Genomic DNA, 14980 nt, shown 5'->3' on the forward strand with positions numbered 1-14980 from the left:
CTAGCAACATCGCCGCTAACGGGCTGCAAATATACCCCGCTTTTTCCTTACCAAACAAACTTTTTTTATCCTTTTTTTTACCTCCCTAGCTAAGCCCTTGTTTTCTAAAACTTTAATTTCTTTAATAATAAAAATCAATAACCGATAATGGAGAATGAAACGTTATAGTATACATATTATTATTGTTAACTGGTTTGGGTTTTACTAAATGAAAACCTTTAACTGTAATTTATTTGTTATAAGTTGTAAGCAATAAGAATCTTTAGCCTTTTGGGCTTTAGACCTAACCAAATGTTCTCGACACTATTTCTCGTAGTCTCGAACCCACCCATACTGACACTCATTTTTCCCTTGTTTGCGTTAGGGATAGTAGTGGATAGCCCACAGTGAGGTACGAGCGAGGACTTGTAACGTATAGCCCGACCCGAAGCTTAAGCGAAGGGAAACGCCCTATTCTATTAATTTAATAAAATTATACATACATATATATTGTATGTCTTTTTTTATCCTATTATCTTTGCAGTCGAATTTAAAATATTTTATGATACATATAACATTGCCCGACGGAAGTGTAAGATCGTACGAAGCGAACGTTACACCTATGGATGTCGCTAAAAGCATAAGTGAAGGATTTGCCCGAAATGTAATTTCGGCTAGTTTTAATGGTACAACAGTTGAAACAGTAACCCCTTTAACCACCGATGGCTCGCTAGTGTTATATACATGGAATGATAAAGCAGGTAAAACCGCTTTCTGGCACTCTTCTGCTCACGTATTAGCACAAGCTATTGAGGAATTATACCTTGGAGCCAAATTAACTATTGGTCCAGCGATTGATAATGGCTTTTATTACGATGTAGATTTTGGTGAACATTCGGTATCGGAAAAGGATTTTAAAGCTATTGAAAACAAAATGCTAGAAATAGCCAGAGGAAAGCATGATTTTAAAATGCGCTCAGCAACTAAGGCTGAAGCGTTGGCTTTATATGAGAACAATCCGTTTAAAACAGAATTAATTGAAAATCTGGAAGACGGTACGATCACATTTTGTGATCACTCGACTTTTACCGATTTATGTCGTGGAGGCCATATTCCTAATACTGGAATTATTAAAGCTGTAAAAATATTAAGTGTAGCTGGCGCTTACTGGAGAGGAGATGAAAACAAACCACAACTTACACGCGTGTACGGTATTTCATTTCCGAAACAAAAAGAACTAACGGAATATCTGGCTTTATTGGAAGAGGCAAAAAAACGTGACCACAGAAAATTAGGTAAAGAATTAGAGTTATTTACATTTTCGACTAAAGTTGGTCAAGGTTTACCGTTGTGGTTGCCAAAAGGTGCTGCATTACGTGAACGCTTAGAAAACTTTTTAAAGGCAGCACAAAAGAAAGCTGGATATGAAATGGTGGTAACCCCACATATAGGACAAAAAGAATTATACGAAACCTCTGGGCATTATGCTAAGTATGGTGCCGATAGTTTTCAACCTATTAATACACCAAAAGAAGGTGAAGAGTTTTTATTAAAACCTATGAACTGTCCGCACCACTGTGAAATTTACAATAACAGCCAGTGGTCGTACAAAGATTTACCAAAACGCTATGCCGAATTTGGTACCGTTTATCGTTATGAACAAAGTGGTGAATTACATGGTTTAACGCGTGTTCGTGGTTTTACTCAAGATGATGCCCACTTATTCTGTACGCCAGATCAGTTAGATGCCGAGTTTAAAAACGTGATTGATTTAGTATTGTATGTTTTTGGCTCGCTAGGTTTTGAAAACTTTACTGCACAGGTTTCTGTAAGGGATCCTGAAAATCCCGACAAATACATTGGTAAGGTTGAAAACTGGGAAAAAGCCGAACAAGCCATTATCAATGCTGCTAAAGACAAAGGATTAAATTTTGTTATAGAAACAGGCGAAGCCGCTTTTTACGGGCCAAAGCTTGATTTTATGGTAAAAGACGCGCTCGGTCGTCAATGGCAATTAGGAACGATTCAGGTAGATTACAATTTACCAGAGCGTTTCAATTTAACTTATAAAGGAAGTGACAATGAGCTGCACCGTCCAGTTATGATTCACCGTGCTCCTTTTGGAAGTATGGAACGATTTATTGCTATTTTACTCGAACATACAGCTGGAAATTTCCCGTTGTGGCTCATGCCAACACAGGCTATTATCCTGTCAATTAGCGAGAAATATGAAAAATACGCGGAAAAAGTTTTAAATTTGCTAGAAAATAACGAAATTCGCGCCCTTGTAGACCATAGAAATGAGACTATAGGGAAGAAAATTCGGGAAGCCGAAATGCAAAAACACCCGTATATGATTATAATTGGTGAGCAAGAAGCAAACGAAAACAAAATCACTGTGCGTCAACATGGTGGAAATGATTTAGGGATGATTTCAGTAGAAGATTTCTCTAAAATTATAACAGAAGAAATAAGCAAAACGTTAAAACCGTTTTAAAAATAAAGTTTAACTAAAAATTTAAGAGCCATAGCAATTAGAAGAAAATCACAGCCCAAGTCAAGGGTTTCAAAAGAGGACAAACACAGAATTAACTCTAGAATTACCGCGCCTAAAGTTCGCCTTGTTGGTGATAACGTTGAAGTTGGAATTTACTCTACAAAAGACGCTTTAAGAATAGCGCAAGAACAAGAGTTCGATTTGGTAGAGATTTCTCCAAATGCAGACCCTCCTGTTTGTAAAGTGATGGACTACAAGAAGTTCCTTTACGAACAAAAGAAACGTGATAAAGCATTAAAAGCTAAGGCTACAAAGGTAGTTATAAAAGAAATTCGTTTTGGACCGCAAACCGACGATCACGATTACGAATTTAAAAAGAAACATGCTGAAAAGTTTCTAAAAGAAGGAGCTAAACTTAAAGCATTTGTATTCTTTAAAGGACGTTCTATTATATTCAAAGAGCAAGGTCAGATACTGTTGCTTCGTTTGGCACAGGATCTTGAAGAGTATGGTAAAGTAGAACAAATGCCTAAATTAGAAGGAAAGCGTATGACTATGTTTATTGCTCCTAAAAAGTAATAAACTTTTAATCACGTAAAAAGAAATGTATTAGGTGCTGAAATGAATAAAATTTCAGCAAAAAAAGATAAGATGCTGAACTAAATTCAGCATAGAGATATTAAGCGAGATAATTAAAACCTAGGAAAAGAAGATGCCTAAAATGAAAACTAAATCTAGTGCCAAAAAACGTTTCAAGTTAACCGGTACTGGTAAAATTAAAAGAAAGCACGCGTTTAAAAGTCACATCTTAACAAAGAAGTCTAAAAAACGTAAGTTAGCTTTAACTCATGACACTTTAGTAGATAAAGCAGATGAGAACAATGTTAAAACCATGTTACGTTTAAAGTAACAAAAGTTTTAACCGGTTATTAAATAAATTATAAACCCTGGAGTTAGGCAAATAAAAGAATTCAGAATTATAGAATCGCCTACTACAAAAAACATTTTAAATTATGCCAAGATCAGTAAATTCTGTAGCAAAAAGAGCCAGAAGAAAAAAGGTTCTTAAACAAGCTAAAGGTTACTTCGGACGTCGTAAAAACGTTTGGACAGTAGCTAAAAATGCGGTTGACAAAGCGATGCAATACTCGTACAGAGACCGTAGAAACAAAAAGAGAACATTCCGTGCATTATGGATTACACGTATTAACGCTGGAGCCCGTTTACATGGTTTATCTTATTCTCAATTTATGGGGAAATTAAAAGCTAATGATATCGAATTAAACCGTAAGGTTTTAGCCGATTTAGCGATGAATAACCCAGAGGCTTTTAAAGCCGTAGTAGAGAAAGTAAAATAAGGCGTTCCGCCTATTGTAAAACATATTATATTCGCTTAATAAAAAATCCGATTCGAAAGAATCGGATTTTTTTATACCCCAAAAGCGGTAATAACCAAATGGCGTTTACCTCCATAATCACGATGCTCGCATAAATAGATACCTTGCCAAATGCCCAAATTTAATGTTCCGTTAGTAATAGGAATTTGTACCGATGTTCCCAAGAGTGAGGATTTTATGTGCGCTGGCATATCATCAGAACCTTCGTAGGTGTGCTTATAATAAGATGCATTTTCAGGAACCATTACGTTAAAATGGCTCTCAAAATCTTTACGAACGGTATAATCGGCATTTTCATTAATAGTTAAACTAGCCGAAGTGTGTTTTATAAAAACCTGTATCTGCCCCAACTTTATTTGTTTTATTTCTGGTATAGCTGCTAAAATTTCATTTGTAATTAAATGAAAGCCTCTAGAATAAGGTTTCAACGTGATTTCTTGCTGGAATATTTTCATGATAATGGGTTACGATTAATTTATAATGCAAACATGTTATCCCTATAAATTAATAGTTACAAAACTACTAAAGAAACTTTACGCAGAATCACGCAACCAATATTAATATTTTACATCTTATTTAAAAACCAATTAAAATGAAAAAACTGTTTTTAATATTAAGTTTAACCTACCTATTTAGTTGCGGTATTAGCGATGATAATTCTGATAATGTAACGCCACAGGCTGTTCGTGTAGAATGGCATCTCATAAAAGTTACCGGAGGTATATCTGGTGTAAATAACAACTTCGAATTGTACGATATTGTTTGGGAATTTAATGATGAAACAGGGCAATTCACGGTGAACAACACAAACGAAGATAGTTCAATTGAAGACGGTCTAGATAGCGGTACATATGTGTTTTCAATTTTAAAAGAAGACTCGTCAAACTATTTTATTGTAAACGACACTGAATTTGCAAATATTCTGGTTGATAATAATGCTGGAGAAATGACGCTGGATCAAAACGTAACTACAGCTGGCGTAGGTTCTGATGGCTATATTTATTATTTTAAAAGTATTATTATATACTCAGAATAAACTAACATTAAGTCTTTTGTTTCTTCTTTTTTGCAGCTGGAAATAAAATATTGTTTAAAATTAAGCGATATCCTGGTGAGTTGGGATGCAAGTCTAGCTCCGTTTTTGCATCACCTACCCTATGCTGGTAATCTTCTGGATCGTGTCCGCCATAAAAAGTAAAAAAGCCTTTTCCTTTAATGCCGTGAATATATTTTGCTTCGCCATTAGCTTTATTTTCGCCCATAACTAATACATTCGATTTTATTTCATCTCGGGAGAAAGCTGTTGTTTGTCCCATAAACCCTTTTACTAAAGCTGTATGGTTTTGGCATAACATGGTAGGGATAGGATCCCATTTTGCAGAAAACTCCATCAAAGAAAAATAATCCACCGACGAATGAATCATTCGTTTTCTTGTCATGTCTATAGATGAAAACTCATAAATTGTAGGGCTACGCTCCAAAGTAAAGTCGGTAAACGCAAAGGTTCGGTTGTAATCTATTTTATTTTGATAACGAGCATCGCTTGCATCACCATCAAACATAGGCTCGCAAATATCAACCCCTTCTGCTGCTAATGCGATATCAAAACTATCGGTAGCACTACACATAGCAAACATAAACCCTCCACCAATAACATAATCTCTTATCTTTAAAGCCACAGCAAGTTTCTCTTCAGAAACCTTATTATAACCTAATTTTGTGGCTAAAGTTTCAGCTTCTTTTTTCTCTTCTATATACCAGGATGTGGCTTTGTACGCACCATAAAATTTACCGTATTGCCCTGTGAAATCTTCATGATGCAAATGCAACCAATCGAATAATAATAAACCATCGTTTAGCACCTCCTCATCATAAACTGTTTCATACGGAATTTCGGCATATTCCAACACCATGGTAACCGCATCATCCCAAGGTAATTTTCCTTTGGGTGTGTATACCGCTACCTTTGGAGCTTTCTCTAAAACTACCGCTTCCATATTCTGGCTAGGACTACTAATTTCCTCTAGAATTTGTTCTGTTTTAGCGTTTGAAATAACTTCGAAAGATACGCCACGAATTTGGCATTCGCGCTGAATCTCCTCAGAATCGGGTAACAAAAAAGAACCTCCGCGATAATTTAGCAACCATTTCACCTTTTGTTCTTTGGTTAATATCCAATAGGTTAAACCATATGCTTTTAAATGATTTTTTTGTCCATCAGCATCCATGGGGATAAGAATATACGATGCATAGGCATTAAAACATATACCTATTAATAGGCAAGTAAAAAGTATCTTTTTCAGCATTAACAATACAGTTTAAAGGTTATCTTAATTCGAAATGACCAATAATTATGATACCTGAAAGATACTTAAAAAAAAAATTCTGTAGCGTGATTTTAACGGATTGTTAGATATTAAAATGGTACTTCGTCGTCATTATCATCGTTAAATGAACTGCCGAACGCCTGATCTGGACTCGCCTTAAAATTATCCGAGTTAAAGGTATCTTCTCCTCCTTCATTCATTTTAGAATGAAATTCGAAAGGTGAATCAAAATCATCTAAATTATCGAATTTACCTAAGTGCCCTAAGAATTTCAATCGTATATTCTCTAAGCCACCATTACGGTGCTTAGCGATAATGAATTCGGCCTGACCTTCGGTTGGTGAGCGTTCTTCATCATCCCATTCATCAATTTTATAATATTCCGGACGGTAAATAAAACTCACAATATCGGCATCCTGTTCAATAGCTCCAGATTCACGTAAATCTGATAGTAACGGACGCTTACTACCACCACGAGTTTCTACAGCACGCGAAAGCTGCGACAGTGCAATAACAGGCACCATTAATTCCTTAGCTAAAGCCTTTAAGTTTCGCGAAATCATCGATATCTCCTGCTCACGGTTACCGGCGTGGGCGCTTCCTCCAGTCATTAACTGCAAGTAATCAATCATAATAAGTTTGATACCATGCTGTGATGACAAACGGCGAGCTTTTGCTCGTAAATCGAAAATTGAAAGCGATGGTGTATCATCGATGTATAAAGGTGCTTTCTCTAAATCTTTAACCTTAACATTTAATTGTTCCCATTCGTGTTTTTCAAGCTTACCTGTTCTTAATTTTTCTGAAGACAATCCTGTTTCACTAGAAATTAAACGTGTAATTAACTGTACCGATGCCATCTCTAATGAAAAGAAAGCTACAGGAATATTTTGGTCTACCGCAATATTTCTCGCCATCGATAAGGTTAAGGCGGTTTTTCCCATACCAGGACGTGCCGCAACGATAATTAAATCGGATGGTTGCCACCCTGAGGTAAGTTTATCGAGTTTTGTAAATCCTGTTGGAATACCACTCAACCCTTCTTTATTAGAAATCTCTTCAATTTTCTTTTTTGCTTGAATTACTAATTCTTGCGCCGATTCACTCGATTTCTTTATATTTCCTTGAGTAACTTCGTATAGTTTCGATTCGGCATTATCTAATAAATCAAAAACATCTTTAGTTTCGTCGTAAGAATCTTCTATAATTTCATTCGAAATCTTAATTAAACTTCGTTGAATAAATTTTTGAAGAATAATACGCGCATGGAACTCAATATGTGCAGAAGAAGACACTTTTTGCGTTAAAGAAATGAGGTAGAAATCGCCACCTGCCAATTCTAGCTTCCCATTTTTCTTTAATTGTGTTGAAACGGTTAATAAGTCAATAGGTTCGCTATTCTCGAACAACTGAAATATAGCATCAAAAATGTGTTGATGTGAATCTTTATAAAACGCATCGGCACTTAAAATATCAATAACTTCATCAACCCCTTTTTTATCAATCATCATTGCCCCTAACACAACTTCCTCTAAATCAACAGCTTGAGGCGGTATCTTTCCTTTTTCAAGGTTGATAAGTGTACTCTTGTCTACTCTATATCCTTTAATTTGTTCGGGTTGTTTCATGTATACGAATGTAACTAAAATGAATCTTTTATCGAACAGAAAATTCATTTTGATTGTTAACTAATAGTCAACAATCTAACTGTTAATAACTTAAAATAATTGTGAATAACCATAAAAAAATCTGAAGTGTTGAACTTCAGATTTTTAATATATACTGTCTTTACAAGGCCTACCCTTTAAATACCCCCATATTAGAATATTTATCCATACGGTTAGATACTAACTCTTCTGGTGATAAGTTTTTAAGTTGATCATAAACTTTTACGATAGTATTACTAACTGTTTTGAAAGTCTTTTCTCGATCTCTATGCGCTCCACCTAACGGTTCTTTAATAATTTCATCAACTAGTTTTAATTTTTTCATATCACTAGCTGTTAATTTTAACGCTTCGGCTGCTTGCTCTTTGTATTCCCAGCTACGCCATAAAATAGAAGAACATGATTCGGGAGAAATTACCGAATACCAAGTATTTTCTAGCATTAATACCACATCTCCAACACCAATACCTAGGGCTCCACCAGAAGCTCCTTCACCAATTACTATTGTAATTACAGGAACTTTTAAGCGGGTCATTTCTAAAATGTTTCTGGCAATAGCCTCACCTTGTCCACGCTCTTCAGCTTCTAAGCCTGGATAAGCTCCTGGTGTATCCAGTAGGGTTACCACAGGAATACCAAACTTCTCTGCCGACTTCATTAAGCGAAGTGCTTTGCGGTAGCCTTCTGGGTTGGCCATTCCAAAATTTCTATATTGACGTGTTTTAGTGTTGTATCCTTTTTGCTGACCAATAAACATAAAACTTTGGTCACCAATTTTACCTAATCCACCAATCATTGCCTTATCATCTTTAAAACTGCGATCACCATGCAGTTCTAAAAACGTATCTCCACAAATTGCCTTAATATAGTCCAAGGTATATGGTCTATTTGGATGGCGCGATAATTGTACGCGCTGCCAAGGCGTTAGGTTTTTATAGATGTCTTTTTGGGTTTCTTTTAATTTACTTTCGATGTTTTTACAGGTTTCTGTAACATCTACTTCGCTTTCTTCTCCAATGACTTTACATTTTTGAAGTTGCTCTTCTAAATCTTTGATAGGGAGTTCAAATTCTAAATATTCCATAAGAATTTTTAATTATGGCTGTTTATTTATTTTAGCCTACAAACCTACATATTTTTTCATTTTAAACTAAGAAAAAATAGGAATTATTGGTTCTTGTTAATATCTGTACAAAAGTAGGCAATATCTAATACATAACGAAAAAAATAACTTACCTAACGACCTCATTTCATTAAAATTAAGTAATGGAAACTTAAGTTATGATAATAATGCAAAATTAACGTTTCGCTTTTTGTAACAAGAAAATGGATAGTATTCCAAAAATTACATTTGGAAACCAAGCGGCTATTATAGGTGAGAAATCCGATTGCTCGGCCATAACACCAAATATTTTGTCAAAAAAGACAAATACCATGGCAATACAAATTCCTATTGCCAAATTAACTCCCATACCTCCGCGACGCTTCATCGACGAAACAGCTACGGCAATTATGGTAAGTATAAACACAGAAACCGGTAAACTCCATTTTTTATAAAGTACCAGTTTAAAACGTCCTACATTAGAAGAACCTCTTGCCTCTTCTTTAGCAATAAATTCCTTTAACTCACCATATTGTTTTACTTCTGCGGCATAAATTTCTGGAGTTAAGTCTTCCACTTTAAAATCAAATAAAGTGTCTTTTCTTCGTTCTACTTCTGCCAGTATATCATCGTTTTTTCCTATAATACGTTTAACATAATTGGTTAACCGATAGGTTGTATCTTCTTCTATATACCTAATACTATTGGCTGTAATTTTATACGCCAGTTTATTATCTTCAAAATGCTCTAAAGTAAAGTTACTACCATTTTTGTTCTTCACATCAAAGCTACTAACATATATAATATCATTATCATTTAATTGTCTAAACATATCAACGTTAGCACCGTCGTAAGCACTTTTACCTCGTTTTAAATACTTATATGAAAAGTCATTAAACCCTTTACTAGCCTCTGGTGCCAAATACAGTCCTAATACTATTGACAACACTCCAACAATTAAAGCGCCAAGCATATACGGACGTAAAAATCTGTAAAAGGACACCCCTGAACTTAAAAAAGCAATAACCTCGGTATTGTTGGCTAATTTTGAAGTAAACCAAATAACCGATAAGAATAAAAATAAAGGAAAAAGGAGGTGTGCAAAATAAATGGTGAAATCTAAAAAGTATAACAACACCTCACCAATTGGTACTTCATTCTCTAAAATTTTTCCAATTTTTTCTGCTAAATGCACCGTTATACCAATAGGAATAAATAGCAAAAGCATCATGAAAAACGTAAATAAATAACGTTTTAAAATGTACCAATCTAAAATTTTCACACGCTTAAATTATTATTTTATAATAGATATTACAATCGAACTAGGTTCTTTATAGTTTTACAAACGCTTATCCATTTGCTTCACCATTTGGTCTTTCCATGTTCTAAAATCTCCTGCTAATATATGTTTTCTTGCTTCTCGAACCAACCACAAATAAAATCCTAAATTATGAATCGTTGCTATTTGTTTCCCTAAATATTCATTTACCGAAAACAAATGACGTAAATATGCTTTGGAATATTCGGTATCTACGAATGTTATGCCCATCTCATCAATAGGTGAAAAATCGTCTTCCCACTTTTTATTCTTAATATTTATGGTTCCATGAGCCGTAAACAGCATACCATTTCGAGCATTTCGAGTTGGCATTACACAATCAAACATGTCTATACCTAACGCTATATTTTCTAAAATATTGATTGGTGTTCCAACTCCCATTAAATAACGTGGCTTATCTTCGGGAAGAATTTCAGTAACCACTTCGGTCATCGCATACATTTCTTCGGCTGGTTCTCCTACCGAAAGTCCACCAATAGCGTTTCCTACAGCACCTGCATTAGCAATATACTCGGCTGATTGACGTCGCAAATCCTTGTAAGTACTTCCTTGAACAATTGGAAAAAACGCCTGATCGTAACCATACTTTAACGGTGTCTTTTCTAAATGATTAATACATCGGTCTAGCCAACGATGCGTCATGTGCATAGAACGCTTGGCATAATGATAATCGCATGGGTAAGGCGTACACTCGTCAAATGCCATGATAATATCGGCACCAATAGTACGCTGAATTTCCATCACATTTTCCGGAGTAAACGTATGGTAACTACCATCGATATGCGATTTAAACTTTACACCTTCTTCCTTTATTTTTCTATTAGAAGACAATGAATATACCTGATACCCTCCTGAATCGGTTAGTATATTTCTATCCCAGTTCATAAATTTATGCAGACCACCAGCTTGTTCCAAAATCCTGGTTTGAGGTCGTAAATATAAATGATAAGTGTTTCCCAAAATAATATCGGGATTTATATCATTTTTAAGTTCCCGCTGGTGCACACCTTTTACAGTAGCTACTGTCCCTACCGGCATAAAAATAGGTGTTTCAATCACCCCATGATCGGTTGTTATTTTACCCGCTCTTGCCTGGCTTTGCGGATCTTTTGATTTTAATTCAAATTGCATATTCCTAATTGTTCTTCCAATGGCAAACCTACATATTTTTTTAGTTTTAAATTATACTTTTCACTTGGATTTATGATTTAGTTACCCCCATGATTATTTCGCTTGAAGTAGTCGTTATTTTATTTTGGCCTGAATATTGATAAAACTGTAATACTATATTTTAAGATATAGCGTTTTTGAATTTATAAACCCTAAAAAACTAATTATGAAAAAGAACCTGTTTATTTTATTTGTAACATGTATGTCTATAGCCTCTTTCGCTCAATCTGTTCCTGGATTTGGTATAAAGGGCGGATTAAATTACAACGCTAATGGCGATTATTTTGAATCGATTAGTGACAATTACCAAAACCCTGATAGAAATGTAGGGTTTCATATTGGGCTATTTGGCAAAGTTGGAAATCAGATTTTCTTCAAACCTGAACTAGTTTACACCAGTACTAAAAGCGACTATAATGACGATAGCTTTAAAATGAAAAAACTAGACGTTCCTCTTTTAGTTGGAGCTAAAATTATTGGTCCGCTTAACGTATTTGCTGGTCCTTCATTTCAATATATTTTAGATACTGAGTTTGAAAATATCACTATTGACGATGTAGATAAAGACTTAACTGTTGGTTTAAATTTTGGCATTGGAGTTAACTTTAGAAAAGTAGGTCTAGACCTAAGATACGAGCGTGGTTTTAGTGAAAACGAAGCTACTTTTTTAAACAATAACGGTATTGGGACCGATAGAATTGACACCAGACCCGATCAGCTTATTTTAAGCTTATCATTATTGATTTAAGGTCAAAATCATTTAAATAAAAAAGCCTCGCATTAGCGAGGCTTTTTTATTATTTATCATTATTTAATTTGCTTCCGGATCTAAATAATCTGGAGTACCATCGCCATTTGAATCTATAAGCTTTACAATGGTTCCGATATAATTTCCGTTTTTATCCTTTTCTATAAAGTTTAAAAGTACCTCATCTTCAGTTAAAGGCTCAGCTAAAACTTCTTCACGCATTGTTTTAGTTACAGTTCTTACTTCAATTTCATCTGCTGTAAAAACACCATCACCGTCATCATCGGCATCAATATAATCATATCTTGGATATAATCCGAAACCATCCGAATACGTATCTTCGTCTGTGTTTTCAGTCAAACCTTCTAAATAAGAAGGAATACCATCGGCATCATGATCATTTTGCCCCATTTGTAATAATTCAAATTTAAAGACTATTGGCGAATACGCCGAAATACCACCTGTTGCGTTCGCAAAATAAGCCAATCCTGAAGGCAAAAACATCACGCCTACTCCCGAATTATTATATGAAATTGTTCCGTCACCATTATCGGTATAACTTTCGGATGTGTTGTAATCTGGGATTACATAACGCCAACCTTGAATTAATCCTGTTAAATCTAAAGGGTTATTATCAGGATAATATTTACCATCAAAAACCTTATCTTGAAGTGTAAAACCCTCATAAAGAATTTGAACATTATCTGCTAATGTTGGAGAATCGTAGCCTCCACCTTGATTTAATTTAAGAACATAATATTCGTAATCTGTATCGGCGTATTCTACAGCAATCGGATCGCCTACGGCATCGATTAACATCATATGCCCTTCTGGTAAAGTTTCACCATCAACTAATTCTGTTATAACAACATCTTCAATCCCAATATTAGGCACAGCCGCATCAATCTCAGCTTTATTGTAATAATGATTATTTAAATATTTAAGGATAGAATCATTGTCTGCTTTTTGCTGCTCAGCGCGGTCCCTTATTTCAACTTGAGGTATTTCATTATCATCATCTTTCTTACAAGACACAATACCAACCGCTAAACATAAGGCTAGCAAACTTAAACTTTTAAATTTCATGCAAGGCTATTTTTTGTCGTCTATTTAAACATTGGAATTTATAAGAAACTTTAATTGTTCCAATATTTTAATATTCTTTATTTTTGAGCACGCAAGATACAATTTTAATATAATCTTGCATAAAAGGTTAACGTAGTTTTTAGAATTTAAATATGCGAATAGATAAGTATTTATGGTGCGTAAGGTATTACAAAACTAGAAGTATTGCCACTACAGCTTGCAAAAAAGGACAAGTTAAAGTTAATGGCGACGTTGTAAAACCAAGTAGAGAAGTATACCCTTTGGACACTATTGAACTAAGAAAAGACCAGGTCAATTATAAATTAAAAGTAAACGATGTTCCCGAAAGTCGCGTAGGTGCTAAATTAGTTGAAATTTACAGAACGGATATCACACCCAAAGAAGAATTTGAAGCGCAAGACCTTTTAAAATTTGCTAAAGACTATTATAGAAAAAAAGGAACAGGCAGACCCACCAAAAAAGATAGGCGCGATATTGATGATTTTACAAACGAAATTGAGTAATTTTACCCTCTAAAAATAATACCAGCAAATTATGAACGTTACGAATAATATTATTCTAAATCATGACGAAATAAATCATAAAATTAGGCGTATCGCTTTTCAAATATATGAAAGCAACGTTTATGAATCCGAAATTATACTAGCTGGTATAGATCGTAATGGTTACATTTTTGCTGAAAAATTAAAATCTATTCTCGATGGTATTTCAGAAATTAAGCCGGTTTTATGCAAAGTAACTATTGATAAAAAACACCCGTGGAAACCGATAGAAACTTCTATAAGTAAGGAAGCCTACGAAAACAAATCGTTGGTTTTGGTTGATGATGTATTAAACTCGGGAACCACACTAATTTATGGAGTAAAACACTTCTTAGATGTCCCGCTTAAACAATTTAAAACTGCTGTTTTAATAAACCGAAATCATAAAAAATATCCGGTTAAAGCCGATTTTAAAGGTATTTCATTATCAACGTCGCTTCACGAGCATGTTCATGTGGAGCTTGATGGTAATAAGTTTGAGGCTATATTAAAATAAAGCCTCGTTTAATTCCTCCAAAATTTCCCCAACAGGTTTATTGTCGGTAGACAAAACAATACCTGACTGGTTGTAAAAAGTCGAACGCTCAAACAAATGTTTGCCTATAAATTCGGTTAACTCCTCATCTGACTCGATATGAGCAACTAAAGGACGTTTTCCTTTTTCTGTTTTTAATCGACTCACTAAGGTTGGAATTGAGGCCTTTAAGTACACACTTTTTGTGTTTTGAGCTTCCAGTATGTCCTGCATATTATTGCCATAGCAAGGCGTTCCACCACCAAGCGACAGAATTAAATTCTTGTTGCTATTAAGAAGTTCTTTTAAATATTTAGTTTCTGCTTTTCTAAAATATATTTCTCCCCTTGTTTTAAACAAAGATGCTATTGAAGTATTTTCTTTTTCTTCAATAAACTCATCTAAATCTAAAAATTCATAATTTAATTTATCAGCTAACATTCTACCCAAAGTAGACTTGCCTGAAGCCATATATCCAATTAAAATTACAATCATCCTGCAGGTTATAAATTGATTATTAAAAACATAGGTTTTCGTGTTGCAAAAAAACAAAAAATTCTTCAGAATTTCCCTTGTTTTTCTGAAAATAGG

General features: G+C 34.6%; 16 protein-coding genes. 8 read left to right on the plus strand and 8 right to left on the minus strand.

Features of this window, described 5'->3' with window-relative positions:
• Window positions 1–541: 541 nt before the first annotated feature.
• The 4 genes from thrS to rplT all read left to right on the plus strand — a co-directional run bounded on the left by thrS (window position 542) and on the right by rplT (window position 3834).
• On the plus strand, window positions 542–2476 hold the full coding sequence (thrS, locus tag ICJ83_RS07700; protein WP_188229812.1) for a threonine--tRNA ligase: 1935 nt from the start codon (window positions 542–544) through the stop codon (window positions 2474–2476).
• A gap of 30 nt (window positions 2477–2506) precedes the next feature.
• On the plus strand, window positions 2507–3055 hold the full coding sequence (gene infC / locus ICJ83_RS07705) for a translation initiation factor IF-3 (protein ID WP_394354309.1): 549 nt from the start codon (window positions 2507–2509) through the stop codon (window positions 3053–3055).
• Window positions 3056–3188: 133 nt separating this feature from the next.
• Complete coding sequence (rpmI, locus tag ICJ83_RS07710; RefSeq protein ID WP_027138918.1) at window positions 3189–3386, plus strand: 50S ribosomal protein L35; 198 nt, start codon at window positions 3189–3191, stop codon at window positions 3384–3386.
• A gap of 103 nt (window positions 3387–3489) precedes the next feature.
• Window positions 3490–3834: a 50S ribosomal protein L20 gene (rplT, locus tag ICJ83_RS07715; protein ID WP_044626052.1), complete on the plus strand. Its 345-nt coding sequence runs from the start codon at window positions 3490–3492 to the stop codon at window positions 3832–3834.
• A gap of 71 nt (window positions 3835–3905) precedes the next feature.
• Here rplT and ICJ83_RS07720 read toward each other — a convergent pair whose 3' ends face one another.
• Window positions 3906–4328, minus strand: coding sequence for a secondary thiamine-phosphate synthase enzyme YjbQ (locus ICJ83_RS07720; RefSeq protein WP_188229813.1), 423 nt, complete (start codon window positions 4326–4328; stop codon window positions 3906–3908).
• A 137-nt stretch (window positions 4329–4465) separates the two neighbouring features.
• On the opposite strand from ICJ83_RS07720, the gene ICJ83_RS07725 reads away from it, so the two are divergent.
• Window positions 4466–4909, plus strand: a complete 444-nt coding sequence (locus ICJ83_RS07725; protein ID WP_188229814.1) for a hypothetical protein — start codon at window positions 4466–4468, stop codon at window positions 4907–4909.
• A 7-nt stretch (window positions 4910–4916) separates the two neighbouring features.
• Here the strand turns inward: ICJ83_RS07725 and ICJ83_RS07730 are convergent, their stop codons facing one another.
• From ICJ83_RS07730 to tgt, 5 genes are all read right to left on the minus strand, one after another.
• Window positions 4917–6101 carry an asparagine synthetase B gene (locus tag ICJ83_RS07730; protein ID WP_188230284.1) on the minus strand — a complete coding sequence of 395 codons (1185 nt, stop codon included), beginning with the start codon at window positions 6099–6101 and terminating at the stop codon, window positions 4917–4919.
• A 188-nt stretch (window positions 6102–6289) separates the two neighbouring features.
• Window positions 6290–7828: a replicative DNA helicase gene (gene dnaB, locus ICJ83_RS07735; RefSeq protein WP_188229815.1), complete on the minus strand. Its 1539-nt coding sequence runs from the start codon at window positions 7826–7828 to the stop codon at window positions 6290–6292.
• A gap of 169 nt (window positions 7829–7997) precedes the next feature.
• Window positions 7998–8951 (minus strand): acetyl-CoA carboxylase carboxyltransferase subunit alpha, encoded by a 954-nt coding sequence (locus ICJ83_RS07740; protein ID WP_188229816.1) that lies wholly within the window; start codon window positions 8949–8951, stop codon window positions 7998–8000.
• Window positions 8952–9165: 214 nt separating this feature from the next.
• Entirely contained in the window at window positions 9166–10251 is a 1086-nt protein-coding gene (locus tag ICJ83_RS07745; RefSeq protein WP_188229817.1) for an LptF/LptG family permease, read from the minus strand.
• Between the two features lie 57 nt (window positions 10252–10308).
• A complete protein-coding gene (gene tgt / locus ICJ83_RS07750) occupies window positions 10309–11439 on the minus strand; it encodes a tRNA guanosine(34) transglycosylase Tgt (protein WP_188229818.1) in 1131 nt (376 codons plus the stop codon).
• Window positions 11440–11644: 205 nt separating this feature from the next.
• Between tgt and ICJ83_RS07755 the strand changes: the two genes are divergently transcribed.
• Window positions 11645–12226, plus strand: coding sequence for an outer membrane beta-barrel protein (locus ICJ83_RS07755; protein ID WP_188229819.1), 582 nt, complete (start codon window positions 11645–11647; stop codon window positions 12224–12226).
• 63 nt (window positions 12227–12289) lie between these two features.
• On the opposite strand, the gene ICJ83_RS07760 is transcribed toward ICJ83_RS07755, so the two are convergent.
• Window positions 12290–13312, minus strand: coding sequence for an FKBP-type peptidyl-prolyl cis-trans isomerase (locus ICJ83_RS07760; protein ID WP_188229820.1), 1023 nt, complete (start codon window positions 13310–13312; stop codon window positions 12290–12292).
• Window positions 13313–13464: 152 nt separating this feature from the next.
• Between ICJ83_RS07760 and ICJ83_RS07765 the strand changes: the two genes are divergently transcribed.
• Window positions 13465–13836 (plus strand): RNA-binding S4 domain-containing protein, encoded by a 372-nt coding sequence (locus ICJ83_RS07765; RefSeq protein ID WP_188229821.1) that lies wholly within the window; start codon window positions 13465–13467, stop codon window positions 13834–13836.
• A 31-nt stretch (window positions 13837–13867) separates the two neighbouring features.
• Entirely contained in the window at window positions 13868–14371 is a 504-nt protein-coding gene (locus ICJ83_RS07770; RefSeq protein WP_188229822.1) for a phosphoribosyltransferase family protein, read from the plus strand.
• Here ICJ83_RS07770 and ICJ83_RS07775 read toward each other — a convergent pair.
• Complete coding sequence (locus tag ICJ83_RS07775; protein ID WP_188229823.1) at window positions 14363–14884, minus strand: shikimate kinase; 522 nt, start codon at window positions 14882–14884, stop codon at window positions 14363–14365. The two genes, ICJ83_RS07770 and ICJ83_RS07775, sit on opposite strands and share 9 nt — an antisense overlap.
• Window positions 14885–14980: the final 96 nt, after the last annotated feature.

It is taken from the genome of Aestuariibaculum sediminum (genome assembly GCF_014596945.1).
Lineage (GTDB): Bacteria > Bacteroidota > Bacteroidia > Flavobacteriales > Flavobacteriaceae > Aestuariibaculum > Aestuariibaculum sediminum.